We start from the raw sequence: 26,737 nt of genomic DNA on the forward strand, positions 1-26,737 counted from the left end.
GCGATCCTGAACAGATTTTTGAAGAGTTTCTCGGTGCGGATGCTAATGAAGACCTATTTTGGCAGAAGGTTAAAACTAATTTGCAAGCGGGTAAAGTTCGCTTAGTGTTTGTAGCTGACGAGATTTCCGCTGAAATGCGCCGAGTTGTGGAATTTCTCAACGAACAAATGGACCCCGTTGAAGTTTTGGCCCTGGAAATTAAGCAGTATGTAAGTGAAGACGGTTTGAAAACGCTGGTTCCCAGAGTGATCGGTCAGACAGCGGAAGCACAGCAGAAAAAATCCAGCGCAACGCGCGAAAGAAGGCGCTGGGATGAATCTTCATTTTTTGCCGAAATCAAAGCTAGACGAGGCGCGGACGAGGCGCAAATGGCAAAAGCTATTTACCGATGGGCAAAAAGTCAAGAACCCGAAGTTCAAATCCACTGGGGAACGGGGGACGCCTACGGCGGTTTCACGGCTCAATTGCCTCAAAGGGGAAGAAAACCCTATCAGTTATTCACTGTAGATATTGCTGCCAGAATGGAGATTTCGGCTGACAATTATGGTTCCCAGCCGCCGTTTAATGCGGAACAAAATTGGCTAGAATTGAGAAGTAAACTGAGTTCGATCGGTCTGTCGCTGCCTATAGAACCGGGCGAGAGAAGGTCGCCGAGTCTGGCTTTGTTTACTTTGCAAGACGAATCTGCCCTCAAGCAAGTTATGGAAACTTTTGATTGGGTGATAGAGCAAATTCAAACGTTATAGTTATCAGTCATTTGTAGGGTGCGTCAGAGCAAGTTATAGATTGATAGAATAAGGGTTTGGGCTTCTGACGCACCCTACCCTATGTGCTGGGTAGTATGTATATGCCCGGTTCACTGTCTGGCCCAGGCAGAATTTCACGGCTGCTTTTAACACCTTTACTTTCGCACAGATTTGCAAACGATTCTAAACCCTCTAATCTTGCTGAAAGTTCACTCAACCCATCCAAATATTCAGCTACAGCAATTTGGCGATGTGTCCATGTTTGATCAAATTTAGCAGAACTATAGGACATTTCAAACTCTACATCAACATAATTTTTTTTGCCTCGGATTTGGTCAGGAGATAAAGTGCGATCGCTTGGTGATATTTCCGTAATTCGTTCTACTCGTTCTGAGGCAATATGGTTTTTAAACCGAGAATTAGTAAAGCGATAAGCAGTAGATAGATAAGTGTTTTCATCATTGATTAGTGCCTTACCCCATCTTTCCGCGACTTGTTTAAATTGGGGGATTTGTAACGCCAGTAATTCTTTAGCTTCTTGATGTTTCCCTATTTCTAAGAGAAGATTGGCTGCTGTTGCTATGGCTACAGCCCAACCTTGAATAGAAACATCAGCATTAAGCATAATTTCAGCATCTAATTCTGGGGTAGCTTGCATTGCTTGATTACTGAAAAATAATCCCACACGGGAAGCTGTTTTAATGGCTGATCTCGGTGATTCATCAGGAAAAAGAGAGCGATCGTAAAGTTCAGCTTTTAAAGCTGCAATTTCTTTAATTAGCATGGCTTGATGAAGATGGGAAATAGCTTTAGCAAGGCTTTTTTGCTTTTGGCGGCTGTCTTCTACTAATAAATACAGATATGCCAATTGTCCAGAGATAATATTTAAGCCATCGTCAACACGATTTAAGCGATTATCAATATGATTAAAACCTGCTATTAAGTTATTTTCAATCCGATTTAAGCCCGCTTCAACTCGGTTAAATCCTTCTTGCATTGACTGTTGAATGTAGCCTAAATTTTCTTGTATTTGGTGCAATTTATAGCCCATATAGGCAAAGCCAGCAATACTAACACCAAGGTTTAAAACACTTGCGCCGGCAGTAATTTGAGTTAACCCCATCACTGAGGATAGGGTTTTTTCAATACCCATTAATTTATGATAGCTAAGCCCATGACCAATAACATCAACTCCTCCCAAAATGGGAGAAAATGGAACAGTCATCAGTTTGCTAGTCAGTCCGGGAGTTTCGGCTAAATGGCGGACAATTTGACCACCATTTGCAGTACCCGCAGCCCATCTAATAACGCTTCCGTAGCGTTGCATTGAGCCATCGAGTAAACCCTTGATAATTTCGGGATTGTTAACTAACAGAGTGGTATCAATCAGCATTTTACTTTCTCCTGTTTAACGATTGTAAACTTCAATGTTTCCATAGGCTTCCATTTGCAATCTATCGGAGATTGTAAGATTAACTGATAAATCAGCTAATTTACGGAAAGCATCATATCTATCCAGTTGATCCACATTTGAAGTGAATCCTTCATCAGCTTGATCTAGTTTTATATAGACTAGATAAATATCATATTCTGATTCTTCTCCTTTAGCGACTAAATACTCGCTGATATTACTTTTTATTTTAGAGTATTCAGTTTCAGAGCCTAGCCATAAATATTTCGTGATTTCATAAAGAGATTCCCCATCATTAGAATTAATGCGGCTTTTGGCCACCAGTGATTTAAGAAAATCGGCTTGTGAATGAGACACTACTAAAATTAAAAACTGATTAGTAACTTTTGGAATTGAAGGAGTTGGAATTGAAGGCGTTTGAACTGTAGAAACAGTAGGAGCCAGAGGATTAGGATTATCTTGTCTGGGTTCTTCTCCACGAGTTGTTTGTTGTTTTTGTTGATTGAGTATATATATCCAGTAACCAATTGCGGTAATAGCGAAAGCAATAAGCACAATAAATTCCATGTTTTCCCTCCTAATGTTCATTCGATTAAAAAGCGCGTTTATATATTGATAGAATCCAGATCGAGTTAGTATAGCCCAATTTGGCTTTTCTATTTGGCCTTCTTGATAAATATAATTGGTTAAGTCTTTTATTTCAGGCTGACGATCATAACCTCTCAGAATATAGGCAGAAATATCTTTATTTATATCAAGCTCTTGGCACCAAATTCTAGTAGAGTGATACAAATAAAAATCCAGAGGATTACTACCTGTTAATTCATGTCTTATTCGTTCTCTTACTTCGTTTAACTTTTGAGAAAACATAATTGTTAATCCTTAAAGAATAGATTGTTTAAAGAGGGAGCAAGATGCTCCCTCAAATTATACAACAGCAGACTTAAGATTGACGACAATCTTCTTCTAAAGTTTGACAAACCGCTGTTGCATGATCTTTTTGAACTTCAAAATCAAGCCAGAACTGTTTTTGCTGCTCAAAATTTTCCTCAAGGATAGTTAATTGTTGTTGTAAAGCACGTTCAGCTAGATTGGTAATCTCATCAACTGATTCTTCAAAGATACTGCTAACATCATCTAACCGTTTGATAATCCACTCACGTAAAATCTCCCACAAACTCCCTTTCCCTTTTTCAATTCCACTTAACCATTGTTTTGCCATTAAGTCGGGAGAAGGAAGGAAAAGTTCAACATACTCGATATCTTCGTAAATATTCCGAGTTACCGCTTCTTGGTAATTACGGGTTACAGGTCGTGTTTTTGTTCTCGTTTTTGTGCTAGAGAAACAAGAACCATCTTGATAAGATTCTGTATAGTCTTGATATTCTGTTTTTGTGCGAGTTTCATACTCTGTTTTTTTGCCAACTACTTCTCTTTTTGTGGAGCGATTTTGTTTGATAGGAGCGGAAAGTTCAAAAAACTTCTCAGGTAAAGTTGGCAAGTTTTGAGCTAACTTTTTGCGTAAATTACTGATGGCTGCTTGTTCAAGATTAATCGAAGAAAAAGTTTTATCTGACAAACAAACTTTTAATCTCTTAACTTGCTCATTCACTAATGATTCTAATGCTTGTTCAAATTGCTGGGCTTTTCCTTGCAAGAAAAACTCCGCTCTTACGGATATAGCTTCTCTCATCCTGTGATATAGCAGGCGAACATAGCGTTCATCATGTTCAAGTTCTTTTTTTCCGTTATCATCATCAGCCCGTACACGCTTAACTAAGTTGTCTGACTCAGAAGAAAATGTACTGAGTCTACGACTAACATTATCATAGGCTTGAGAAATATCATCAGCCAATGAAGGGAATATAACTTCCCGTAGTTTATCTCTTAGCTCAAAAGCTCCTTGATTATTTTTAAAAGCATCACGAACTGGAACAATTAGAACCTTGGTTAAGTCTCCTTCTACCTCAGCGACAGCATTCTGCATCAGAGAAAAACCATTAAAAACTTTTTTTTCAGCCGCTTGTTTACTCTTAATCTGATCATTAGGATCATTGCTTTTCAAGAGATTTATTATTTCCTTAATTTCGCCCTTAAATTGTTGGCTAATTTTCTTAAAATTTTTATGTAAATCTTGACGGGTTTTAGCAATTTTATATTTTTCTTGTTCAACCTGCTCTTGATTGTAAATTTTTCTGGTTTGAATCAGAATATCGAGAGATTTGGCCAAAGCATCGTAATTATCGAATACTTCCAACAAAGCAGGAAGTATTACCAATTCAGCAAATGATTCTTGAACCCGCACACGGAAACGATCCCAAAGTTCTCTACCTCCACTCCATTCAAAAGAATAGTGGAGAATTTGCCGCATGGTTTCATCATCAATAGCCTCATTGTCTTCTACCCGATCTTCAATATCGCGAAACCAATTCTTTAAATCGCGGTTCTCCTTAGTATTTAATTTAATAACTCCTGCACAGTCTTGAAACATAGCTTTAAGGAGTTTTAACCGTATCTCCTGACTCATCACTGACGGTTGGTTAAAAGCTCCTGAACCCCAAGCACACTGAGCATAATATAAAAGACGAGCATTAAAAGGCAGAACATCAGGAAGTTCGGGAAGCGATAAGACCTCTTTAATTTCTTCTCTTAACTTATCAATCCGCTCTGATAGGGGTAAATCATCTGCTCCTAGGTTATCGACCCGATTTAAGATAAAAATCATCGAATCTGTGCGACCTTGTAGATATTCGACAACTTTCTTTAATTCTTCTAATAAGCGTTTTCTGTGCTCATCATCTACCTGCATATAGTCCAAAGCCACTAAACTAAAAGCTTTATTAACTTGCTTTTGGATAGTGGCTAAGTTAGCCCGGTCTTGAACAGATTTCAATCCCGGTAAATCAATCAATTCAACTCCGATTCCGTTGGGTAAATCTAGCAAAGAAGCATCACAAGCAGGTAAAAGAGGAAGATGAGCGGTTATTTGTGGCGCAACATACTCACGCTTTTTCCGCGCCGCGTGATAGGAGTGCATCACCTCGCGAATCCGCTGGTATACATCCTCATCGCTTAATCCCGTCCATTCACCAACATCCCAAGCAGCATCTTCCGTTTCTGCAATCATTAATCTCGGTTCTTGAGAATGTTTGATGGTTAATACACCCCCACTCATTTCTCCGGCTTCAATCGGTGCGATTTTTCGACCAATCAGCGCGTTAACAATCGTTGACTTTCCAGAGGAAGTTGTGCCCAGAGTAGCAATCCGAAAACTAGGATTTTCTAGGCGTTGGACGGCTTCTTGATAAACAGTTAAAAAATCCTGTAGGCAAGATTGAATCGCCGAATCAGCAAAAACATCCGGGGACGATTTGACTAAGGTAGAGACTGAGTTGCCTAATTCTTGTAAAAGGTTGCGGGTGTTGTTTAACTTAGATTCAATTAGGGACATAGCAAAAATGCTTTCTTAATGATCTTTGTTAAGTATAACTAAGGAGGCACGGCGTCGGACATCGTACATCCACGGATGTTTTAAACCTGGCCACAAAATAAAGAGTGACTCTTAAATCAACTTGTAGAGTGCGTCGGAGATTGATTATTTCGATTTTAACAGGTTTATTCTGCTCTGGGGCATCCTACACACTAGGCTGTCCCGCACCTTGCGTTATATTTTTCGGGCGGGCGGGACACCCCACCCTAATTTCATCAAACTTGACTGTACAATTTATATGCGCCTGAGCTTGTTAATCTCATTATTATGTTTAGGGGATAATGGGTGTCACCCTCAACATAATAATGAGTTGATGCAGAGTGAGCGGCCGATCGCCAATAACCAATAACCAATGACTATTGATAGCGAATGTTTGCTTGTTTCAAACGCCGCAATGCTTCTCCCAGTCGATCGCAATCTGCAATTAAACTAATTCTCACATATCCTTCGCCGCCCGGCCCAAAAGCATTGCCAGGAGTCACCACAACACCCGTTTGCTGCAAAACATTGAGGGCAAAATCAGTCGAACTCATGCCCGGAGTGCAGGGAACCCAAAGATACATTGCAGCCAGAGGTTTAGGAATATTCCACCCTAATTCTGCCAATCCTTCCACCATGAAATCCCGGCGAGTCCTGTAACGATTCTGCACTTCGTGCAAGTAACTATCCGGCAATTGCAGTGCTGTTTCTGCTGCTGTTTGCAAAGCGGAAAATATACCGTAATCTAGGTTAGTTTTTAATGTCCGCAAACCTTGAATAATTTTGCTATTTCCTACTACAAAACCGACGCGCCAGCCGGCCATATTGTAGGTTTTGGACATGGTGTGAAATTCCACCCCGATTTCTTTACCGCCGGGAATTTCTAATAAACTTGTCGGTTGATAGCCGTCAAAGGCTAATTCCGCATAACACAAGTCGTGAACCAGCAAGATTTGATGTTTGTGTGCGAAAGCAACAATATCTTTGTAAAATTCGCGGGGTGCAGTTGCTCCAGTCGGATTACTGGGATAATTGAAATAGAGTATTTTGGCTTGTTCGGCTACGCTGTCGGGAATGTCGGCTAAGTCAATTACCCAGTCGTTTTCTGGTTTGAGGATGATGTTGTGAACTTTTGCACCGGCGATGATTGGGCCGCGAAATAATACGGGATAAGCAGGACTTGGTACTAATATTACGTCCCCTGGATTGATATAGGCGATCGCAAAATGTGCTAAACCTTCTTTAGAACCCAACAAAGGCAATGCTTCGCTTTCTGGATCGAGTTCAACGTTGTAGCGGCGGCTGTACCATTTAGTAATTGTACGGCGGAAACTGGCAGTTCCTTCAAAGGGTGGATAGCCGTGATTTGCAGAATTTTGGATGGCTGCGACAGCCGCTTCTACTACTGGTTGAGGAGTCGCCCCGTCGGGGTTTCCCATTCCTAAGTCTATTAAATCGAGTCCTTGTTCGCGGGCGCGGGCTTTGAGTTCGTCGAGACGGGCAAATACGTAGGGCGGTAGTTTTTGCAACCTGTCAGCAGGGGTAATCCAATCCAAGGTCATTTATTTTTTGTCAGTTGTCAGTTTTCGTGGTTTGTAGTAAGGACTTTCGTCCTTGCTAGCACAGCCTTTTCAGGACTTTAGTCCTTACTACAAACTGTTTTAATTCTTAATCTTTAATTCTCCCACAGGTGCGGTGGTAGAAACCATCGCTGCCATTAATTGTTGGGGAACAACTTTAAAAGGCAGTCGGTGGATGTCGGAATTGGGATTGCAGGCTATGTCGGCGGCGCGCTGCAATTCTGTGATGGTAATGTCTCCGAGTCCGAGGTTGTCTAAAGTTTGGGGCAATCCAATCTCGGCGTAGAATTTTAGCAGTTGCTGTCTGGCGCTAGCGGCGAGTTGATTGTTTTGCAGCATTTCTTCTAGTCGCAGTTGTACTAAAATGCCGTAGGCGACTTTTTCGCCGTGCAATGTGCCGTGACTTGCTAATAGATGAGTTAGGCCGTTGTGGACGGCGTGGGCGGCGACGGTGCGACATTGAGCACCACCGATTCCACCGATTACTCCTGCTAGCAATACGGCCGCATCTGTGACTTCTTGCCAGGTTTCGCTACCGGGTTCTTTGAGGGCGGCGGCTGATTTTTGGAATAAAATATCGCGCAGTATTCTAGCTTGTTGAACGGCGGAAATTATCAGGGTTTGTTCAGAGTGTCCGCTGCTGACTGATGCTTCGTACCATTTGGCGATCGCATCTCCAATTCCTGCTACTAATGTCCGCTGCGGTGCGGTTTGAATCAAACCGTAATCGAGTATTAATAAGTCTGGACATCTGGCTAATGTGACATCGTATTGGAATGCACCTTGTTCTGAATAAATGTTAGAAAGGGCTGTCCAAGCGGCACAGGTGGCTGCTGATGTGGGTATGGTGACGATCGGGATTTTGCACTGATGGGCGACGAGTTTGGCTGCGTCTAAGGCTTTGCCGCCGCCAACTCCGATGATGAAGTCGGCTTGATGGGTTTTGGCTGCTTCGCGGAGGGTTTCGAGGCTGGTTTCGCTGCAATCCTTGCCGTATGCTGTTTCGGCGGATTTTAACTGCTGCTGTTCGAGGACTGGTTGCAGGTAGGGTTGGGCGGCGGCGAGGGAGTTGCTGCCGCCGACGATTAGCGGCCGCTTTCCGAAACGGGCGATCGCATCTCCGGCTTGTGCGATCGCCGATCGACCTCGCAATACACAGGCGGGAGCAATTGTCAAGGAATAAATTGCTGGTGCGGTGGCGGTTTTAGTGCTTTGGGTTTGAGTCATCGAACCACTGGATAAGTGACGAGAAGGTTGACGCTTTGCAGGATTGCTGGATTTTCTAGGATAACTCTAATCTATGCGGAAATGGTAAGTTTTATAAAGTTTTTATTAAGTATTGTTGGGCTGTTGGGGGATGGGAGGACCCAGTTGAGGGGCGATCGCTATGATAAATTTAGGAATATAAGCAATTTCAAGGATAGGGCAATGCTGACTAAACAAGATTGGGACTGGTTAGCAGTGTGTTCTCATTATCAAACGGCTGTCACAGTCCAGACACTTCTCAAAGAAGGAAAATCTATGGAAGCAACGGCAGGTTTAGAATCTTTAATTGAAGCAATGGGAAGAACCGAAAAACGAGCATTAAAAAGCCAGTTAATTCGTTTAATGCTTCATATTATTAAATGGAAATCTCAACCTCAAAAACAAACTACTAGCTGGGCTATTAGCATTCTATCCGCACGCCGAGAAATAGAAGATATTCAGGAAGAAGTTCCTAGTTTAAATCGTGAATTTATTGCATCTATTTGGGATAAATGTTTTCAAGCAGCCGTGAAAGAGGCTAACACCGAAATGAGGAAAGTTGAATGTCAATTGACTTCCCTTTCTTGGTCAGAAGTTTTTGAGGAGGAATATACTTTATCTGATAACGATGAAGAAAATTAAAGTTTAGATCGATACGAAATCTGGATTCAACCGCCGATTGCCATAACTATTGATTTATGATAAATTTAGGAATATAAGCAATTTCAAGGATAGGGCAATGCTGACTAAACAAGATTGGGACTGGTTAGCAGTGTGTTCTCATTATCAAACGGCTGTCACAGTCCAGACACTTCTCAAAGAAGGAAAATCTATGGAAGCAACGGCAGGTTTAGAATCCTTAATTGAAGCAATGGGAAGAACCGAAAAACGAGCATTAAAAAGCCAGTTAATTCGTTTAATGCTTCATGTTATTAAATGGAAAAATCAACCTGAAAAACGAACAGCTAGCTGGGCTATTAGTATTCGTTCGGCGCGGCGAGAGCTTGAAGAAAGTCAAGAAGAAATGCCGATTTTAAATCGTGATTTTATTGAGTCTCTCTGGGAGAAATGTTTTAAAGTTGCGCTGAAAGATGCCCAGGATGAAATGGGTAAAAAATGTCAATTAACCTCACTTGCTTGGTCGGAAGTTTTTGAGGATGAATATAATTTGTCGGATGGCGCTTTAGAAGATGGAAATTTTGAGTAAAGTGCGCGATCGCATTTTTTGGACTGACGTAGCCACCTGGTTTATCAACCCAACCTGTTTACTGATCGGGACTTACGAAGAACCTTATATATGTTAGAATTGAGGCTTAACGTACAACTCCCAGACTTGTTTCACTGCTGCTGCATCTGCTTGAGAAATTGGCCCGATTTTCGCTAGCAACAAAGACTTTTCCAAACAATCTAATCTAGACAAACGCACTGTTGAAGAAACGCGCAAACCGCTGACAGACCAATCATTAAGAAATACATCAGTTTGGCTGCGGGGTTTTGCAGAGGTGACGGCGGCTGCTACCACATCATCCCCATCCAACCAAAGTAAAAGTATGGGGCGTTTTTTATAGTCTGCGCCGTTTGTAAAAGGAATATTTGCCACCCAAAAATCACCAGGATTAATAGTCGTCATAAAGTCCTTCGTCTTCGGGTGCGTAGCTGTTCAAAAAAGCTTCGTGACTGCGAGTAATGGTTGAATTAATTAAAAAGTCTTCGCTGTTGACTACAAAAAACTCTGTTAATTGGGCAGCGGTTAAATCTTCTTGGGTTGTTATCTCTACAAACGGTTTTAGTATTGGAGGGGATTCTAATACGCAACTCAAAAACTCAATAAACGAGCGCTTGGGATGCGATGGCTCTGTTTGCAAAATATTGGACTCAGAACTTTCATTTGGTGACTGTTTTACTTGTGCTTGATGTACAAGAAATTGCACAAAATCCAGAACTTCCTGTCGCTTTTCTGTGGGAAGCAGTTGCAAATTTTCTAATAAAGTTTTTTCGAGATTTCCGAGTCTCAAAAAAATCACTGGGTATGTAAAAGTTTGTGCTGGTTGGTTCATGGGAGTTTTACACTAACAGTAAAATTAATTTACTTATAAAATTATAGCTGACTTGCTCCCTCTCCGGGCGATCGCCCTTGCTCATCAATTTTAGCTTTTTGCAAACTGCCAGTTTCACTTCCAATGCGCGCCGACTGTTGATTTGTCAGAAGTCTATTATGCAAGGCTAACTAACCATCGCCTTGAACTTCTATGCGATAGTTGTAGCCCTGTTCAGTCAGAAACAGTTGGCGGTGTCGGGCAAAATCCTCCTCGCAAGTTTGTAGCGATACTAATGTATAAAAACTTGCAGTATGTCCGTCGGATTTCGGGCGGAGAATTCGTCCGAGGCGCTGCGCTTCTTCTTGGCGAGAACCATACTTTCCTGATACCTGAATCAACACATCGGCATCGGGTAAATCGACGGCAAAATTGCCCACGCGAGATAGAATTAATCCGGGAATTTCTTTGTGACGGAATGCTTCGTATAACCGATCGCGATCTGCCTGTTTTGTCTTCCCCGTAATCAGAGGCAATTCGGTAATTTTGGCGATCGCATCCAACTGTTCGAGATACTCACCAATAATTAAAATACGGTGTCCCGCCTCCTTTTGCAACAAACTTTGTACCACATCCAACTTACCCGGATTTTCCGCAGCAATCCGAAACTGGCTGCGGCGGGGCGCTAGGGCATATTCCATTTTTTCCGCCTCATTTTGGGCGACACGGATTTCCGTACAATTCGCAGTCGCAATAAATCCCTGTCCTTCCAATTCGCGCCAAGGTACGTCATAGCGCTTGGGCCCAATCAATGTGAAAACATCGCCTTCTTTCCCGTCTTCGCGAATCAATGTCGCAGTTAAACCTAACCTGCGTCGTGCTTGCAATTCAGCGGTGATCCGAAATATCGGTGCAGGTAATAGATGGACTTCATCATAAATAATCAGTCCCCACGATTGGGCGTTAAACAACTCGAAATGCGGGAATTCATCATCTTTATTCGATCGATAACTTAGCATTTGGTAAGTCGATAGGGTGACAGCAGCCGTCTGTTTGGAGACACTGCTGTACTCAGCGATCGCATCCTCAGTTAAACTCGTTTTGTCTAATATTTCCCTGCGCCACTGGTGCACTGAAGTCAAACTGCTGGTGAGGATGAGTGTCTTTTGCTTTACCAAACTCATGGCTAACATCCCGACTATGGTTTTACCAGCCCCGCACGGTAGGACGATCGTCCCACTTCCACCTTTTACCTCCCCGTCCTGATAGAATGCCTCTGCTGCTTCTTGTTGATAAGCACGCAAATTAAAGGGCAAGTCCGCTAAAGTACGATCGCGCAAAGAAATCCCTAATTCGGCACCCTCGACATATCCAGCCAAATCTTCTGCCGGATAGCCCACCGCTAGTAAAGCTTGCTTGAGTACGCCGCGATTCCCGGCATCGACTTGAAAGCAAAGATCCGAGATGCGCTTGCCCAACATTGGTTTAACGCGATCGTCCCGTACCAGCAATTCCGCTAGGGGCAAATCGGCAATTCGCAGTTGTAAATCCGGGCTAGCCGCATCGATTCTTTCAATTACAGTTAATCCATATCGCGTCCCCAACAGTTCAATTTCCTGCGCTACGGACTCAGGAATGGCATACTTGGCATATTTTCGCAAAGCTGCGATCGCGTCTTCAACTGGCATTCCCGCCGCCCGCGCATTCCACACGCTGAGGGGCGTGATGCGATAGGTGTGGATGTGTTCGGGACTTTTGATTAATTCGGCAAAGGGGGCGATCGCTTCTCGCGCCTGTTGTGCTGTGGGGGCGTGAACTTCTAGTAAGATCGATCGATCGCTTTGCACGATCAAAGCATTTTCGGGAACATAATTCATAGGTTGTTGCGATCGCAGATAAAAGGCAGATAAAAGGCAGATAAACGCAGATAATTTTAATTGGTTGTATAGCAATCCTTGCAGGAGTCATAAATTTTTTACCCCACCCCAACCCTCCCCTTGGTAAGGGGAGGGAGTAAGAAACTCACAAATGATTTAGGATTGCTATAGATACTTGTAGCGGTGAAGGAGTCGGGCGATAATCTGAGTAATAATTTCAGAATTTGTATCCGACTGCTGCATCCTGGCGCAAGTGCGATCGATACCACCGGACACAATCTTATACCAATTTAAAAAAAGAATGCAACAGTATTCTTGTTCCCCCCGCAATGCAGCGGGGGGGCTAGGGGGGGTCAAAGAGTGTTGCACGATTTTAGAGAAATGGTATTACTATTTATCCCGCTGGGGTAAGACGTAGCCGATTTGCCGCAGGGCGTTGCGAAACTTAGTTTCCTGGAATAATGGAACTGCTAAAGTGCGATCGCCCGCTAGCTGACAGAATTTTTTGGTACGGGAATCATTGGCAATCAACACTGCTAAATGGGCGTTTGTACATTCGATTAACTTGACAGTTCCTACATCTTGCAAACTATTCGCTCGTTCTGTAACATCCGTCAGAAATTGCTGTACAGTTTCGGGTAGCGGTTCGATACTTCTTGTCTCTAAAACTTCTTTAAATTCTGCTAGCGGGTATCCGGCTTCAATGGCGGTAAATAGCTTTTGTCGATCGAGTTGCCAGACGACATCGGAAACTTTTTTAGCATAGAGATCGAGGACGATCGCATCTGATGCCGCAATGCCTTCTCCTGCTACAACAATATCTAAATTGGGCAGTACGCGGAGTGTTTGACGGAACTCAATTGCTGGCGGGGTGTAATTGTGAGTCAATCCCAAACAGTAAGCCCCCAAAGCTGTCAGGCGAAAAGATATTAAGCCGTCGTAGCGACTGAGAAATCTCAAATCGTCCGTTCCCCAAAGATCGTCAAAATCGCTGGGTATGAGGGACGGATCGGCATAGGCAACATCAATTATTCCGAGGGTAGCAACATATTCAAACAACAGGCAGCGCATATATCTTTCTTGTAGAATATGCCAATCGTGACTGCCCGAATATCCTAAGTTACCATACCCAAATTCAGAAATATAGAGATTGTCGGGATCGCGCGTTACTTCAAACCGATTGCCCGTTGCCAACATATACCTGCTAAATTCGCTAAACAGAACCCATTTACCGACAGGACATTCTGCTAGCCTTGAGGCGATCGCCTCTCTCCGCCCCGCCACCGCTGTCATGCCGCGCGCGCCCTTGCCAGTTTGTCCTTTAATCGCATCAATGCGGCGAAATTCATCAAAAGTGTTTGTTTTTAACCAGCGCTTCCATGCTGTCTGTAATCCTTTGGCAGGTGATTCTTGCAAAGCTTTCTGTCCCGCTTTGGTCAAAACTAGCTTTTTGCCCGATTGTTCGGCGAATTTGCTCCCTTGGGCGATCGGGGCCCAAGCAAAGGATTTGATGTTACCAACCTCGTAGAATAGATCGCCCTTTTCCAAGGTAGCTTGGCGCTGTTCGTCGTTATAAAAATCACCCCCTTGCAATACGGCGGCGATCGCTTTTAGAGTTGCAGCACCAGGTAATGCGGTTTTTTCACTAACGGCAACTTTGCCCGACTGAATCAGACGCAAAACTGCTTCCAAATCCTTTGGGGCTGCCCGTTCCATTTCACAAATAGTCAAAGGAAGTTCGTACTCGGATACCTCTTTTTTAGATGTACGAAAGTTACGTTTTTCTACACGAACCATAAAATTATCTGGCAGTACATCACCAACCAGATTTAAGGAAATTCCTTGAGGTTTTGGCACAAACTTCAGCAATTTTTCTTCAAGATCGTAGGGTATCACAGTGCCGTAGAAGAACAAGCATAGTAGGGATGGTTCTCGGTTGTATCCATAGCGATCGCTGGTTCCCCAGTTTGGTTGTTGTCCGTATTTCGCCACAAATACATCGGCATCATAGCCACCACCTGACCCATGTATAACTTCCGCTACGGCCGCTTTTTGCAAATCGTCTAATTGCGCCCAAACTTGCTTAAGTTTTTCTCCCTGCATTTGCTGTTTAATCCCAGCAACCAGGTCAGCTTTGCGGGTTAATTTACGATCGCCCGACAACAGTGCATTCAGCTTTTTTAAATCTTCAACAATTATTCCTTCCAGTGCCTCTTGGAGGGTAGGAACATCATCTATGGTTTGGTAACGCGGCATAATTTTTGGCAATTCGCCTGCTGCAAAATTGTTTGTGCTACCAAATATAACAACTTTCCCCGATTTGTAATTTGAATTTTTGTGACAAAAATTCAAATTCTGGTTTAATATTTATTTTTAAGCACGCAAATTTATCTGCTCAAGTACAGAAGGAGGCGTTCTAAACAACTCGGAATTACACAACTATTCTTGCACACTTTTAGGTAAATAATCTTAATTTAAGATTTGAGATTTGAGATTTAACTCGGAGTGTGAGATAATTATTTACAATCGTGAGCGAAAGCATCCAGGATACAAGCCCCCGGATTCATCCGTGGAGAAATAAAAAACCTGTATCCGATAAACTTGCCCCCCCAGTTTATCCGTGGGGTCAATGCTTCAATTCTTTAATCGAAAATCGAAAATCGAAAATCGAAAATCGATTGACTTGTATTTTACTGAGTCCGCCGACGCGGTAAAACAGCAGTGGCAGTCAGCATTCTTAAAAAAAATCCCAATTCCTAATTCTCACAAACCAGACGATATGACTCAAAAGCCAACCGCAACCTATCGCACCGAAAGCGACTCGATGGGAGACAAACAAATCCCATCTAATGTCTATTATGGCATCCAAACTCTAAGGGCTATTGAAAATTTCCCGATTAGCGGCATTAAGCCTTTATCAACATACGTTGATGCTTGTGTTTTAATTAAAAAAGCAACGGCGATCGCCAATGGTGAACTAGGCTGCATTCCCCAAGACATCAGTCAAGCAATTGTCCAAGCAGCAGATGAAATCCTAGCTGGCAAATTGCGCGATCAATTTGTAGTTGATGTCTACCAAGCCGGCGCCGGAACTTCTCACCACATGAACGTTAATGAAGTTCTTTCAAATCGCGCTTTGGAAATTATGGGCGATGAAAAAGGCAATTACAAGCGCGTTAGTCCTAACGATCATGTAAACTACGGTCAATCGACAAATGATGTGATTCCGACGGCGATTCGGATTGGCGGATTGTTGGCGTTAGAAAAAACTCTGTTTCCGGCTTTGTCGGATGCCGTAGTCGCCCTAGAAAACAAAGCCGAAGAATTCAAAGATATTGTTAAATCCGGCCGCACTCACCTGCAAGATGCTGTGCCGGTTCGACTCGGCGACACCTTCGGCGCTTGGGCGCAAATTCTGAAAGAACATACCTTGAGAATTGACAGGGCATCCGATGATTTGACATCCCTGGGATTGGGGGGAAGTGCGGCAGGAACCGGGTTAAATACTCATCCTGAATACTGTCAAAAAGTTGCTGAAATTCTCTCCGAATTAATTGACCACCCCCTGAAACCAGCAAAGCATTTAATGGCTGCTATGCAGAGTATGGCACCGTTTGTAAATGTCTCCGGTGCACTGCGAAATCTCGCTCAGGATTGCGTTAAAATGTCCCATGACTTGCGTTTGATGGACTCCGGGCCGAAAACGGGTTTGAAAGAAATTCAACTGCCTCCTGTGCAACCTGGTTCGTCAATTATGCCGGGAAAATACAACCCTGTGATGGCAGAAATGACATCGATGGTTTGTTTTCAAGTTATGGGTTACGATAGCGCGATCGCCCTTGCCGCCCAAGCGGGACAATTAGAATTGAACGTGATGATGCCCCTGATTGCCTACAATCTCATTCACAGCATCGAAATTTTGGGCAATACCATCAGCGCTTTGACTACACAATGCCTCGCCAAAATTGAAGCTAAGGGCGATCGATGTCTCGCCTACGCAGAAGGCAGTCTCGCCCTCGTTACCGCCCTCAACACTCACATCGGCTATCTCAACGCCGCCGCTGTCGCCAAAGAATCTCTAGAAACCGGCAAATCTTTGCGGCAAATTGTGCTAGAAAGGGGTTTAATGAGTGCAGAAGACTTGGCAAAAGTTCTAGATTTAGAGAAAATGAGTGCGATGCCAACATCTTCTGCTAACGTATAGGCGATCGCAGGAATCAGCTATAAACTAGAAGGCTGAACTCGATTTAATTCTGCCTTCAGTCTTCTGAGTTCTGCCTCAGCCCTGTCACAGGTTAAAGTTAAACAATTCAGAATTCAAATTTTTTAGATTTAATTCTGATTTTTTTTATAGTCTAAAGTTGGGGAGCAAAATTTATGCGCGCCGGTTCTTTTGCCAAATTAACTCAAGATAAAGAGAACACAACTCAAGTGACATTTCATTATGTGGAAGGTCAGGCTGAAACTTTCACTATTCCGATACCTGCACAAGAACTACAAGAAGAACTGCTGAATTTGTTAAATCAACCTTGGTTGACTTTCCATTTAGCCGATCAAACGGTTTTTATCTGCACAGCCAGGGTGGTAAAAGTAGAAGTAAAACCTGCTATCCCTGAACTGCAAGGTCAAGGAATATTCTCTAACTCGCTGCGAGTTAGTACCATGCAGCGGGCTGCATCTGGTAGATTGCCGATGAATAGTTAGGGTTCATTTGTATTGAGATGATTCTTGATAACGCAGGCGCATATCACCCTGGTTAGGGTGTTCCGTGCCTGCGTTACATTGAGCTTAAGCTGAAGTGCATTGGGAGCATCTCAATGAAAGCAGGCCTCCGCTAGAAATTGGAGTTTTGAGGCAGGAGTTTTGAGGCAGGAGGGAAGAGGGAAGAGGAAGAAGGAAGGACCCAGAAGAAGTGTTTTTACAAATATGAGATGCTCCCAGTGCATTTAAATTGTATAGTCAAATTTAAAAAAAGTCTTGTGGGGAGTAGGGTTTGGCACTCTTAGCCCGCCCCAAAAATACAATTTAGATGCCCAACAGCTTAGACCTATTGTAAAATAATTTTATGATATAATGAAACATTTTGCTTGAGTTAATTGAATCCCAACTCGTAACTTATTTTCACTCTTGTCTTGCCATAGACAGGATAAGATGCTAGAAAGTTCTGTTGTCATTACACAATAAGTAAATCACGAAAAATCAATCTTATATAAATTTGCAATCTTGTCAATTTCCACGTTGATTTGGTATCAACATTCAAACCCTCAAAGCAATAGTTAACGCCAAGGGTGAACTTTGCTGTAGAAAATAATAAAGACAGAAGAGGACTTCGCACCATCCTAACTCTCGAAGAAGATGTCTTAGTCGCCTTGGAATATTGGCAACAATATCGAACATATTTTGGTATTTTTTTTTGTAAAGGACAGAGAAAAACAATCGATATTGTTATGCAATCCCCATTTTTTTTCTGACTTGTTGGTTATATTCGTGGATGACGTTCCAGATTGCCCCGATCTGATTTTATAGCTTTTTCGAGAATGATAATGTTTTTCTCACTAATATCAATTCACTATGAACCTGCACTTAATATAGCTTCAAGGATATAGTCCCAACCACAGAGAGATAAAACTTCTTCATTCGTGAGAGATTTGATAATTATATCTACCTGTTCTTTGAGTTTATCTAAACTCGAATAATTTTCCCACTTGAGGTCTTTTTTTGTATGTTCCCACAATCTTTCAATCGGATTCAATTCAGGACTATAGGCAGGTAAATATATTGGCATTACATGGTCATGCCAGTCTAATAAGAGAGCTTTATGAAAGCTACCATTATCCATGATAATTAGATTGAAATAGTCTGAGTATTTTTCAGCAAATTTATGTAAAAACTCTTGAAAGCAGTTGTGATTGAGCTGAGAAAATTATTGATAATATAGTTCACCTGTTATGGCTATACAACTCCATACACATAGAATTTTCCTCGCTTCCATTGCTTTTTTCCGACTGGTTTTATCCCCTTCAATGTAATCATCATGCCCTGCATAGTAATCAATCCAAATCTACTCTCGTCCTGACACCATATCCTTACAGGCTGTCCTGTTCCGAAATATTTAATCATTACTTTGATAATCTCCCACAGTTTTTTTTTTAAAAGTTTGTCTGTGCAACTTCGTTCACCTTATTGCTTTGGGGTCTTGGGACGAGAGAGGTAATATTTTAATTTATAATGAACTAGGTCATGTACGACTTTATAGCTCACTTTGATTCCGCATTCTTTTTCTAGCCATATCTGTAATTTGCCATAACTTGTTTCCCCCTCTGGCTCTTGCAGTTTTTTGATTAATTTTTATCTAACTTCGGGCGGTATATGTGGAGTCTTACCGGGAGCTTTTTTTTACTGTGAGTAATGAGGTAATTCCACCTTATTTGTAAGCTCTTAACCAACGATATATTGTTGATTCGTCTCGATCGGTGCATCGTGGCTAATTCTTCTCTTGTTTTGATTTTTTTGGTGGCAATTCAGTATAATAGCAGTAATTTTTCTTTACTTACTGCGGTTATAGCCCGTTCGAGTCGATGCTCTAGTTCCTCAACCGTTTCCGGGATTTCTACCTTAAATTTGTTGCCCATATTGCATCTCCTCTACTTTTAGCCTACATGAGCGTGTACCTTCATAGTGAATTGGTATTAATACAAAGCGGTATAATTATAACGTGATTAAGAATAACCATCCACGTGTTGAAATAATTTAATAAGGTGAAACTCCTTTCTTTGGTTCGTCTCAGCTTGACTGTAGCCTGACCAAACAAGCAATAGTGAATTATTGAGCGTACCTATCTGGCGTTGTGATGGACTCTGAAAGCATAAACAAACAAACAAAATATACGCAAGGCTTGGATTTGTGCAATCGCTGAGTGGGTAGAGGTGCATTGATAACGCCTTTGAAAGTCCCTTTGTGGTCTTAATCAAGAATCCCCCCGATTCATCGGTGGGGAGTATCAAATTTCCCCCCTCAATCCGCCTATGTGCCAGTTGAGAGTGCCGAATGTGGGTTGGAAATCATCGGTGATGGGCAAATCCGAGGGGAACTCGAAGCTCAAACAGCTCGCTTAGGCATCGACAGCAGCGTTGTATTTAGTGGCTGGCTGTCTCAGGGGGAGTGCGCCCTCAAAATGCAACAAGCTCATGCAATGGTTTTCCCCAGTGTGCGGGAATGCGGCCCGGCAGTGGTGATGGAGGCAATGGCAGTGGGCTTGCCCGTCATAGCAACGAACTGGGGCGGCCCGGCAGATTAGGAATGAGAATTAAATAACTTACAATGCGTGATGGTTCTTGTGGGATGGGCTCTTATAGCCCGTCCAGAAAGGGCGGGCTATCAGCCCATCCCCTACTCCCCACTTTCAAGAGTGTAAATTATTTAATTCGCGATCCTTATCTGAATTCCACTTGCGGTATTTTAGTAGAACCCGCTTCCAGAGAAGGCTTTGTCAAGGGACTGACAGATGCGATGCTCAAGCTCGCTCAGTCACCAGAATTGCGGCAGAGTATGGGTTGTGCGGGACGGGAACGAGTCCGGCAGCCTTTTGATTGGGAACGCAAAGTCGATCGAATACTTGAAATTTCTCAACAAACGATCGACGATTGTCCTAAGCATTAGGAAGCCGACCATTAAAGGATAAAGCAGCAGCTTTCAGGTTGAAAGCTGCTGCTTGGGAGTGCTAAAAAAGTATGTGGCGGCCCAAAGACCCCCCTCTACCTCCTAGCGATCTAAAAACGGGTTAACCCGTTTGTTTGGTTAACCCGCGAGCTTGGAAATATGCAGTTCAATTAGTTTTGCACTACCAGCTTAACGTTGGCATTTTGCAAACCGCGCTGCTTGACTGCTGCCAAGGTCTTGTTGACTGCGTACTTCTGGTTGATGGAGTTGATTAACTCAGTTTGATTGTGCTTTTTGGCGACGCCCCAGAGGTCGGCAATCAGGTCAAAAGAACCATCGCTATTGCGAGACCAACCCAGGTCATATTCGCCTTCCAGAATCGCCACGATGTCGGAGCGAACGCGCTGACCGTTATAGCCACGAACATCAGCTTCTGACTTGACTGAAATGCCCAAGTCGCGCAGGGAAGCTTTCAGGATTTCGGCATCGGTGATTTTGGTACGCAGTGTGCTAAAGTGAGACATTGGATTTCCTCCTAATAAAACTGAGAGAGAAACAACAACGGTCTGGATTTAACGGTGCCGCTTGGCGGCTCTTGAATCGAACTGCTAGCTGTTGCTAGCCTTTGCTCCTGTTTGGACCAGGAGAAAGCTTTTAAAATTCCATTCGCTGATATTCAGCGACGGAAGACGCAGCGGGCCGTGCACGCTGTCTAGCCCAATCTCGCAGGGCGGTGACCTGTTCGGTCATTGTTTTAGACAGTGGCATTGTGGATTTAATGGCCGCGATGATGTCTAGCTGCGTAAACTCTCGATCTTGAGCGAAGGCTTCGTACATTGCGGCTACTAGCGCTTGCTCAATCTCTGCACCTGAAAAGCCCTCGGAAACATTGGAAAGTTGCTCTAAATCGAAGCGAGTAATTTCCCGACGGCGCTTTGACAGGTGAATCTTAAATATATCTTGGCGTTCTTCTTTGGTAGGCAGATCAACAAAGAAGAGTTCGTCGAATCTGCCTTTCCTCAAGAATTCTCCCGGCAACCGCTCGATTCGGTTGGCTGTTGCCATTACGAAGACTGGGGAAGTCTTTTCTTGCATCCAAGTGAGGAACGAACCGAAAATCCGGCTGGAGGTGCCTCCGTCTGAGTCGGCCGAACCAGTGCCTCCTGCAAACGCTTTGTCTAGTTCGTCGATGAAGAGGAGGGCTGGAGAGATGGATTCTGCGGTTTTGAGGGCATTGCGGAGGTTGGCTTCCGATCGACCCACCATCGAGCCGTCGTAGACTCTACCCATATCTAGCCTCAGCAGGGGCAGTCCCCAGAGGCGGGAGGTGGTCTTGGCAATCAGCGATTTCCCGCATCCCGGTACGCCGAGAATTAACATCCCTTTTGGTTGGGGCAGACCGTATTCTCTCGCCCTTTCTGTAAAGGCGTTGGAACGCTGTCTCAGCCACCGCTTCAGCTCTTCTAAGCCGCCGACTGCATCCAGGGTTTCGTCTTCTTCAATGAACTCTAGAATGCCGTTGCGCCGAATTAATTGCTTTTTCTCCGAAAGAACTATGTCTACTTCTTCTTCTGTGAGGCGCCCAGTCGAAACTTGAGCTTTGCGATAAACTTTTTCAGCTTCGTCCTTGGTCAATCCCAAGGCTGCTTTTAAAAGTTTTTCTCGCCCTTCTGTGGTAATGCGTCGCGATTTCGTTTGTTCCAACTGACCAGACAATACTTGGTTTAGTTCCTTCATGTCTGGCAACGCGAAGTCTAATACCACTACTTCCTTTTCTAGCTCGATCGGAATTTGCTGCAAAGGAGACATCAGTATAATTGTCTTTTGCGTTCCTTTGAAGTGGGCGATCGCATCGCGCAACCACCTCGTTACCGGAGGAGAATCTATAAAAGGATGCAAATCTTTGAAAATGTAGATGCTAGCGTTACTGTTGGGTTCTCGCTGCCTGATCACCCATTCAATTGCTGCCTCTGGCGAGACGGTGTTGTGTTGGGTGGTGGTGCGGGGTTGACCATACTCCACAATGCCGTGAGTTACAGTCCAGATAAATACTCGTCGCTGTGGTTTTGCTTGAGCTATTGTCGAAATTGCTTGCTCACACCGCTCTTCCTCGGATGTCACGAGGTAGATCAGAGGATATTGAGCTTGGATTAGAATACTGATCTCTTCTTGCATATTCCTCGACCCACTAGAGACGGTGCTATCTTTGCTGAATCTCAATGCTGCCATTAGCCCTCTTACTGAAATGTTCAGTTTTAGCTTTTTGGGGAAGCAAGGCATTCTTAGCAGGGAACCAATTCTTCCTCTCCCGGTTTTGCCGTGCTGGCACTGACGCCCGACACCTGCTTTACTGGAAGATCCTGTTCAGCCAATACGCTCGGCTGACTTGTTACGGATGCCAGTTCTCCATCTCGCATTACTACTGAACCCGTGCATTCTGGACAGTTGTATACCCGATGGGTTTGTCCGTAGGAGGCTTCTACTTCGTCAACCAGTTCGGGATTTCCTAGGTAGAAGACAATTGCCCTTTCTGCAATTGATGACATCGGTTCAGTTTCGACTGCGGCTCGGATTTTGAGCTGGCGATGCAGTTCTGGTGGAAGATACAATGTAACTTTTTGCTTTTCTTGCATAGGACAGTGAATTGACTTACCCGGGTATGTATATCAGATTAGCCGCTTAATTCTTTGCTGTCAAGCCTCTATGCTGCTTTAGCGTCATCTTGTAATATTTCGTTACATTTGAGGTAACTCTGGGGCTGTTAACAACGAAAAAGTTAGGGGTGTAGCTGATGAGGCCGAGGTGCAGCGGCAGGTATGGGTAGCGTCAAGGACGATCGACCAACTATAAATATGAACAATAGATATATAGGAGTAGGGCCAACAAATTCTTTGAGTCGCCATCTGGGGTAAGGTGCGCCATCAGTGCCCAGCCCGCTCATGAGTGCGCCGTCATTACTGACAAGTTAAGCTAAAACCCACATTCCGCAGATGTGATGATATTACTGGTATTTTTCAAAAATCAAAGCCATCAAACTTTTTTTAGTCTAACTTTTTTAACTTTAATTTATATTTTTTATGAAAATTAAGTAGTCAAGCAAAATTAATTACATAATTATCTCCAAATTCTTTAACAATAGTCCGGACAGTTTTTGGAACTATACTACAAGCTTACGCGGGGCAAGGAGCATAAAAAAGTCGAATTAAATGTAAGTCAGGGGTGGAGCTGACATTGATTTAATTATCCACAGTGGCTCAAAGTCAAGCGAGCATAAGCCATTGGGCCAAAAACTGTCCGAACTATTGTTTTAAGTCTCCTGATTCGTTAAAATTATCCCAGCTCATCCGATCTAAGAATACATACCCTTCAAAGCAACTAGCTGATAGTTTGGCTCGCCTCTCTACGCTTTTTCCGGCTTTTCCTCTGACTATCGGACGGATGTGGGGTTGGCTTAAACTTACTATTCTATCCTCAATACTCTGTTTATTATTATCAAATAACCATTGCTGTTGGCGATAGACATCTGTAAGGACTAGCAAGGTTTTATATTGCTTTTTGTTCAGGCATTCTATGGTCGCACCTGCATCGATTAGCTGTTGAATATGAGGTAGATTTCTTTTAATATATTGGAGCTGTTTTTTTAGTGCCTGTTTTCTTTTGTTTCGGGTGGGCTGTCTTTGTTTAGCTACTGCTAAGTAGTCTTTTCTTGCTAGATTACGGTAGGTTGTTGGTTTTTTACTGGTTTGATATTTGATCTGTTTATACAGGATGTCTATAATTTTTTCGGTATGAACTCTGGCTTTGTTTAATAGTCCTAAGTCGGTCGGATAGGTAATGTCGGCTGGGGCACAGGTAGCATCTATGATTAATTTTCCGCGATTGGGTGACTCATTTTTGGCGTCCGAATCCTTTTTTTTTATGGTTTAACTGGGGTGATGGAGCGGATTTTTTCAACCATTCGTTCGTTAAGTTTATTAATTAGATTCTGGCTAATTCGTTGCCGAAAATGAACTAATAGAGAGGGGTCAAAGGGTAGCTCGTTACTGTAGCTTGATTGACCAATAAAGTATTGTAGATAGGGGTTTTCCCTAATCTGTTCTACTCTTGGACGATCGCTAATTCCCAGTTTTTTTTTAATGATTAATACTCCCAACGCCATCCGAAAAGATTTGGCTGGTGCACCATGCGCTGTCGGGAAGTTAGCCGCATATTCTGATTCAAATTCATCCCACGGGATTATTTGGGCCATTTTTACCCAACGGTTGAGGGCTGACAATTTACATCCGTTGGTTAGTTCAAAGTCTAAGGGTTGGAGGGGAGCAAGCTCAGCTTTTCTGTACATGATCGCAGGTGGCTATGCACGGGTTTTGACCTATTTTACCTGTTTATCACGGCGACTTTACTCTCGCTCGCGCGATCGAAACCTTTCGCCACGCAATATGCGATCGATTATTCAGCAAGCCCTAATATATTCAGATCATCTCAGTGGGATGTTAAGAACTCGCGATTTGGATAGCGAACTCTTAACCTCCCACTATAATTCCGATGTCAGCGGATTTGATAGAAGTTTTTTTGAACAGGCGATCGCACTTGCACCTCAAAACGATTAGTTACGATGTGTTTGCTTTTTTAGCTTTTACTTGCGATCGCCCATAATTCACCAGAAACGTTTAAATTTCAACCATATAATACTTCTTCTACAGGCGGCGTGGCGTCTGTGGGGTCGAACTGTTTGATTTTCAAAGCTTGTAGCAAAAACAACCAGATATAAAGTGGATTCAAAAAAACATACCGCTGCCAAAGCCGCCGAGGTTCCTTCATCATCCGAAACAGCCATTCCAAACCTATTTTAGATAAAAAGTCAGGAGATTTAGCCAAATTACCCGCATGAAAATCGTAAGCAGCACCTACAGCAATCAACGGCATTGATAAGTCGTCCCGGTATTCGTAAGCCCAGACTTCTTGCCGGGGACACCCCAAGCCGACAAAGGTAATTGCTGCACCGCTGTTGCGAATTTGCTGTGCAATTTCTTGTTTCTCTTGGGGCGAAACGTGCCTAAATTTAGAAGGCTGAGTTCCAGCAATAATTAACTTGGGAAAACGCTGGCAGAGATTGTGAGATAAAGCTTCCAGTACAGAAGCTTGAGATCCGTACAAATAGATAGGTAATCCTTCTTCTGCCGCACGTTCGCAGATTTGTAACATCGCATTCGGCCCGCAAACTCGATCGGGCAATTCCGTATGGTAGAGCCAATTTAACGCCCACCTGACCGGCTGTCCGTCTGGCAATACTAAGTCCATGTGATTAATCCGATAACGATGAGTGCTGTCGAGAACCCCAGTCATTACCCCGTGAACCGCGAGAGCAGAAACTGACATTGGTTTTCCGGCGCTGGCTGCCGCAATAATTTTGCTAACAGCCGCTTCATAATTAACGGCATTTACTAATATGCCCAGTACATTCTTTTTGCCTTTATCAATCATGGAGCACCTCTTTAAGTCAACGCTCGCAGTTACACTCATAAATCTCCCCTAAGATTTGTTTAACGTTGTATTTTTCAATCGTTTACCGAAATTCCCAGCACATTATTTTTGCCCCGCTCAATCATTGGAATCCTCTTTCAGCCAACGATCGCGGTTACATTCATAAATCTCCTGTAGGATTTGTTTAACGTTATATTTCATTTTCCAGTTGGGATAGTGACTGGAAAATTTGGAATTGTCGCTAATCCACCAAATGTGATCGCCAATGCGATTCCCTTCAGCATAAGTCCAATTAAACTTGCGTTCCGCAATTGCCTCGCACATCTGGATCGCTTCTAACATTGAACAATTGCTGTACCTGCCTCCTCCTGTATTATAAACTTGGGCGCTTTGGGGAGCTTTATAAAATTCATAAAATGCCGAAATTAAATCAGCGCTATGAATGTTGTCGCGAACTTGCTTGCCTTTGTAGCCAAACACCGTGTAAGGAGTTCCCGTGACTGCACACTTCATCAAGTAGGCGAGGAAGCCGTGCAATTGAGCTCCTGAGTGATTTGGGCCAGTCAAACAGCCACCGCGAAAACAAGCGGTGTTCATATTAAAATATCGACCGTATTCTTGGACTAAAACGTCAGCAGCTACCTTAGAAGCACCAAACAAACTGTGCAGGCACTGATCGATTGACATATCTTCCCGAATGCCGGTTTCGTAAGTATGGCCAGGTTCAATTTCCCACCTGTGTTCTAATTCAATTAAAGGCAAACTGTTAGGCGTATCGCCGTATACTTTATTGGTAGAAGTGAAAATGAAAACCGCTTTAGGACAGTACAAGCGAGTTACTTCTAGAAGATTGAGAGTGCCGTTGGCATTGACGGTAAAGTCTATTTTCGGAGCACGGGAAGCCCAATCATGGCTGGGTTGGGCTGCTGTGTGAATTACTAATTCGATCGACTCGCCGTACCGCTGAAAGATATTGGTAATCGCTTCATAGTCGCGAATGTCCACATCTAAGTGATAATACTTGGTACCCAAAGACTTTTCGAGCAGTTGGCGGTTCCAGTTTGTAGAACCATCAGCACCAAAAAAGAACTGGCGCATATTATTGTCGATGCCAACGATATCTAAGCCTTGTTTGGCAAAGAACTTACACGCCTCAGAACCAATTAAACCCGCCGAGCCAGTAATGATTGCAACGCCCACGTTTCACCGCCTGAAAAAATATAGTTTTCT

At 43.3% G+C, this 26,737-nt stretch carries 23 protein-coding genes and 2 pseudogenes; 8 read left to right on the plus strand and 17 right to left on the minus strand.

Going from position 1 to position 26,737, the window contains the following annotated elements; genetic code table 11:
* Positions 1-746, plus strand: a 746-nt coding sequence (locus QT984_RS25095; protein WP_333375184.1) for a hypothetical protein, incomplete at its 5' end; no start/stop codon positions are given.
* Positions 747-825: 79 nt separating this feature from the next.
* On the opposite strand, the gene QT984_RS25100 is transcribed toward QT984_RS25095, so the two are convergent.
* From QT984_RS25100 to QT984_RS25120, 5 genes are all read right to left on the minus strand, one after another.
* Positions 826-2,139, minus strand: coding sequence for a hypothetical protein (locus tag QT984_RS25100; RefSeq protein WP_333057282.1), 1,314 nt, complete (start codon positions 2,137-2,139; stop codon positions 826-828).
* Positions 2,140-2,154: 15 nt separating this feature from the next.
* On the minus strand, positions 2,155-3,027 hold the full coding sequence (locus tag QT984_RS25105; protein ID WP_333057281.1) for a hypothetical protein: 873 nt from the start codon (positions 3,025-3,027) through the stop codon (positions 2,155-2,157).
* Between the two features lie 73 nt (positions 3,028-3,100).
* Positions 3,101-5,608 carry a dynamin family protein gene (locus tag QT984_RS25110; RefSeq protein ID WP_333057280.1) on the minus strand — a complete coding sequence of 836 codons (2,508 nt, stop codon included), beginning with the start codon at positions 5,606-5,608 and terminating at the stop codon, positions 3,101-3,103.
* Positions 5,609-6,003: 395 nt separating this feature from the next.
* Positions 6,004-7,188: an aspartate aminotransferase gene (locus QT984_RS25115; RefSeq protein ID WP_333057279.1), complete on the minus strand. Its 1,185-nt coding sequence runs from the start codon at positions 7,186-7,188 to the stop codon at positions 6,004-6,006.
* Positions 7,189-7,287: 99 nt separating this feature from the next.
* Positions 7,288-8,433, minus strand: coding sequence for an iron-containing alcohol dehydrogenase family protein (locus QT984_RS25120; protein WP_333057278.1), 1,146 nt, complete (start codon positions 8,431-8,433; stop codon positions 7,288-7,290).
* Between the two features lie 201 nt (positions 8,434-8,634).
* Between QT984_RS25120 and QT984_RS25125 the strand changes: the two genes are divergently transcribed.
* Both QT984_RS25125 and QT984_RS25130 read left to right on the plus strand, forming a co-directional pair.
* Complete coding sequence (locus tag QT984_RS25125; RefSeq protein WP_333057277.1) at positions 8,635-9,093, plus strand: DUF29 domain-containing protein; 459 nt, start codon at positions 8,635-8,637, stop codon at positions 9,091-9,093.
* Positions 9,094-9,190: 97 nt separating this feature from the next.
* Positions 9,191-9,658 (plus strand): DUF29 domain-containing protein, encoded by a 468-nt coding sequence (locus QT984_RS25130; RefSeq protein WP_333057276.1) that lies wholly within the window; start codon positions 9,191-9,193, stop codon positions 9,656-9,658.
* Positions 9,659-9,751: 93 nt separating this feature from the next.
* Here the strand turns inward: QT984_RS25130 and QT984_RS25135 are convergent, their stop codons facing one another.
* The 5 genes from QT984_RS25135 to QT984_RS25155 all read right to left on the minus strand — a co-directional run bounded on the left by QT984_RS25135 (position 9,752) and on the right by QT984_RS25155 (position 14,620).
* Positions 9,752-10,081: a type II toxin-antitoxin system PemK/MazF family toxin gene (locus QT984_RS25135; protein WP_333057275.1), complete on the minus strand. Its 330-nt coding sequence runs from the start codon at positions 10,079-10,081 to the stop codon at positions 9,752-9,754.
* The gene (locus QT984_RS25140; RefSeq protein ID WP_333057273.1) at positions 10,068-10,508 is read right to left on the minus strand and encodes a hypothetical protein; all 441 of its coding nucleotides are present in this window, start codon (positions 10,506-10,508) and stop codon (positions 10,068-10,070) included. Before QT984_RS25140 ends, QT984_RS25135 begins: the two co-directional genes overlap by 14 nt.
* Positions 10,509-10,549: 41 nt before the next feature.
* A complete protein-coding gene (locus tag QT984_RS25145; RefSeq protein ID WP_333057272.1) occupies positions 10,550-10,672 on the minus strand; it encodes a hypothetical protein in 123 nt (40 codons plus the stop codon).
* A 6-nt stretch (positions 10,673-10,678) separates the two neighbouring features.
* A complete protein-coding gene (locus QT984_RS25150; protein WP_333375188.1) occupies positions 10,679-12,364 on the minus strand; it encodes a DNA repair helicase XPB in 1,686 nt (561 codons plus the stop codon).
* Positions 12,365-12,754: 390 nt separating this feature from the next.
* Positions 12,755-14,620 (minus strand): hypothetical protein, encoded by a 1,866-nt coding sequence (locus tag QT984_RS25155; protein ID WP_333375190.1) that lies wholly within the window; start codon positions 14,618-14,620, stop codon positions 12,755-12,757.
* Between the two features lie 523 nt (positions 14,621-15,143).
* Between QT984_RS25155 and QT984_RS25160 the strand changes: the two genes are divergently transcribed.
* Both QT984_RS25160 and QT984_RS25165 read left to right on the plus strand, forming a co-directional pair.
* Entirely contained in the window at positions 15,144-16,568 is a 1,425-nt protein-coding gene (locus tag QT984_RS25160) for an aspartate ammonia-lyase (protein WP_333211168.1), read from the plus strand.
* A 173-nt stretch (positions 16,569-16,741) separates the two neighbouring features.
* Entirely contained in the window at positions 16,742-17,068 is a 327-nt protein-coding gene (locus tag QT984_RS25165; protein WP_333057269.1) for a hypothetical protein, read from the plus strand.
* Between the two features lie 865 nt (positions 17,069-17,933).
* Here QT984_RS25165 and QT984_RS25170 read toward each other — a convergent pair.
* Positions 17,934-18,266: pseudogene (locus tag QT984_RS25170) on the minus strand (transposase); the annotation flags it as partial.
* Between the two features lie 1,125 nt (positions 18,267-19,391).
* Here QT984_RS25170 and QT984_RS25175 point away from each other — a divergent pair.
* Positions 19,392-19,661 carry a glycosyltransferase gene (locus QT984_RS25175; RefSeq protein WP_333057268.1) on the plus strand — a complete coding sequence of 90 codons (270 nt, stop codon included), beginning with the start codon at positions 19,392-19,394 and terminating at the stop codon, positions 19,659-19,661.
* 23 nt (positions 19,662-19,684) lie between these two features.
* Entirely contained in the window at positions 19,685-20,023 is a 339-nt protein-coding gene (locus QT984_RS25180; protein WP_333057267.1) for a hypothetical protein, read from the plus strand.
* 170 nt (positions 20,024-20,193) lie between these two features.
* Here the strand turns inward: QT984_RS25180 and QT984_RS25185 are convergent, their stop codons facing one another.
* The 4 genes and pseudogenes from QT984_RS25185 to QT984_RS25200 all read right to left on the minus strand — a co-directional run.
* Complete coding sequence (locus tag QT984_RS25185) at positions 20,194-20,547, minus strand: DUF1257 domain-containing protein (RefSeq protein WP_006635781.1); 354 nt, start codon at positions 20,545-20,547, stop codon at positions 20,194-20,196.
* A 130-nt stretch (positions 20,548-20,677) separates the two neighbouring features.
* Entirely contained in the window at positions 20,678-22,198 is a 1,521-nt protein-coding gene (gene ycf46, locus QT984_RS25190) for a stress-responsive protein Ycf46 (RefSeq protein ID WP_333057291.1), read from the minus strand.
* 107 nt (positions 22,199-22,305) lie between these two features.
* The gene (locus QT984_RS25195) at positions 22,306-22,656 is read right to left on the minus strand and encodes a hypothetical protein (protein ID WP_006635783.1); all 351 of its coding nucleotides are present in this window, start codon (positions 22,654-22,656) and stop codon (positions 22,306-22,308) included.
* A 672-nt stretch (positions 22,657-23,328) separates the two neighbouring features.
* A pseudogene (locus QT984_RS25200) lies at positions 23,329-24,365 on the minus strand (IS5 family transposase); the annotation flags it as partial.
* A gap of 97 nt (positions 24,366-24,462) precedes the next feature.
* Between QT984_RS25200 and QT984_RS25205 the strand changes: the two are divergent.
* Positions 24,463-24,633: a hypothetical protein gene (locus QT984_RS25205; protein WP_333211145.1), complete on the plus strand. Its 171-nt coding sequence runs from the start codon at positions 24,463-24,465 to the stop codon at positions 24,631-24,633.
* 67 nt (positions 24,634-24,700) lie between these two features.
* Here the strand turns inward: QT984_RS25205 and QT984_RS25210 are convergent, their stop codons facing one another.
* A complete protein-coding gene (locus QT984_RS25210) occupies positions 24,701-25,546 on the minus strand; it encodes a WecB/TagA/CpsF family glycosyltransferase (protein ID WP_333057265.1) in 846 nt (281 codons plus the stop codon).
* Positions 25,547-25,624: 78 nt separating this feature from the next.
* Entirely contained in the window at positions 25,625-26,707 is a 1,083-nt protein-coding gene (locus QT984_RS25215) for an NAD-dependent epimerase/dehydratase family protein (RefSeq protein ID WP_333057264.1), read from the minus strand.
* Between the last annotated feature and the right edge of the window lie 30 nt (positions 26,708-26,737).

Source organism: Microcoleus sp. Z1_B2 (assembly GCF_036700325.1).
GTDB lineage: Bacteria > Cyanobacteriota > Cyanobacteriia > Cyanobacteriales > Microcoleaceae > Microcoleus.

Bases quoted from the DNA above. Each gene is read 5' to 3' on its own strand.
- QT984_RS25100 (WP_333057282.1), bottom strand. From the start codon at position 2,139: ATGCTGATTGATACCACTCTGTTAGTTAACAATCCCGAAATTATCAAG.
- QT984_RS25105 (WP_333057281.1), bottom strand. From the start codon at position 3,027: ATGTTTTCTCAAAAGTTAAACGAAGTAAGAGAACGAATAAGACATGAA.
- QT984_RS25110 (WP_333057280.1), bottom strand. From the start codon at position 5,608: ATGTCCCTAATTGAATCTAAGTTAAACAACACCCGCAACCTTTTACAA.
- QT984_RS25115 (WP_333057279.1), bottom strand. From the start codon at position 7,188: ATGACCTTGGATTGGATTACCCCTGCTGACAGGTTGCAAAAACTACCG.
- QT984_RS25120 (WP_333057278.1), bottom strand. From the start codon at position 8,433: ATGACTCAAACCCAAAGCACTAAAACCGCCACCGCACCAGCAATTTAT.
- QT984_RS25125 (WP_333057277.1), top strand. From the start codon at position 8,635: ATGCTGACTAAACAAGATTGGGACTGGTTAGCAGTGTGTTCTCATTAT.
- QT984_RS25130 (WP_333057276.1), top strand. From the start codon at position 9,191: ATGCTGACTAAACAAGATTGGGACTGGTTAGCAGTGTGTTCTCATTAT.
- QT984_RS25135 (WP_333057275.1), bottom strand. From the start codon at position 10,081: ATGACGACTATTAATCCTGGTGATTTTTGGGTGGCAAATATTCCTTTT.
- QT984_RS25140 (WP_333057273.1), bottom strand. From the start codon at position 10,508: ATGAACCAACCAGCACAAACTTTTACATACCCAGTGATTTTTTTGAGA.
- QT984_RS25150 (WP_333375188.1), bottom strand. From the start codon at position 12,364: ATGAATTATGTTCCCGAAAATGCTTTGATCGTGCAAAGCGATCGATCG.
- QT984_RS25155 (WP_333375190.1), bottom strand. From the start codon at position 14,620: ATGCCGCGTTACCAAACCATAGATGATGTTCCTACCCTCCAAGAGGCA.
- QT984_RS25160 (WP_333211168.1), top strand. From the start codon at position 15,144: ATGACTCAAAAGCCAACCGCAACCTATCGCACCGAAAGCGACTCGATG.
- QT984_RS25165 (WP_333057269.1), top strand. From the start codon at position 16,742: ATGCGCGCCGGTTCTTTTGCCAAATTAACTCAAGATAAAGAGAACACA.
- QT984_RS25180 (WP_333057267.1), top strand. From the start codon at position 19,685: ATGCGTGATGGTTCTTGTGGGATGGGCTCTTATAGCCCGTCCAGAAAG.
- QT984_RS25185 (WP_006635781.1), bottom strand. From the start codon at position 20,547: ATGTCTCACTTTAGCACACTGCGTACCAAAATCACCGATGCCGAAATC.
- ycf46 (WP_333057291.1), bottom strand. From the start codon at position 22,198: ATGCAAGAAGAGATCAGTATTCTAATCCAAGCTCAATATCCTCTGATC.
- QT984_RS25195 (WP_006635783.1), bottom strand. From the start codon at position 22,656: ATGCAAGAAAAGCAAAAAGTTACATTGTATCTTCCACCAGAACTGCAT.
- QT984_RS25205 (WP_333211145.1), top strand. From the start codon at position 24,463: ATGCGATCGATTATTCAGCAAGCCCTAATATATTCAGATCATCTCAGT.
- QT984_RS25210 (WP_333057265.1), bottom strand. From the start codon at position 25,546: ATGAGTGTAACTGCGAGCGTTGACTTAAAGAGGTGCTCCATGATTGAT.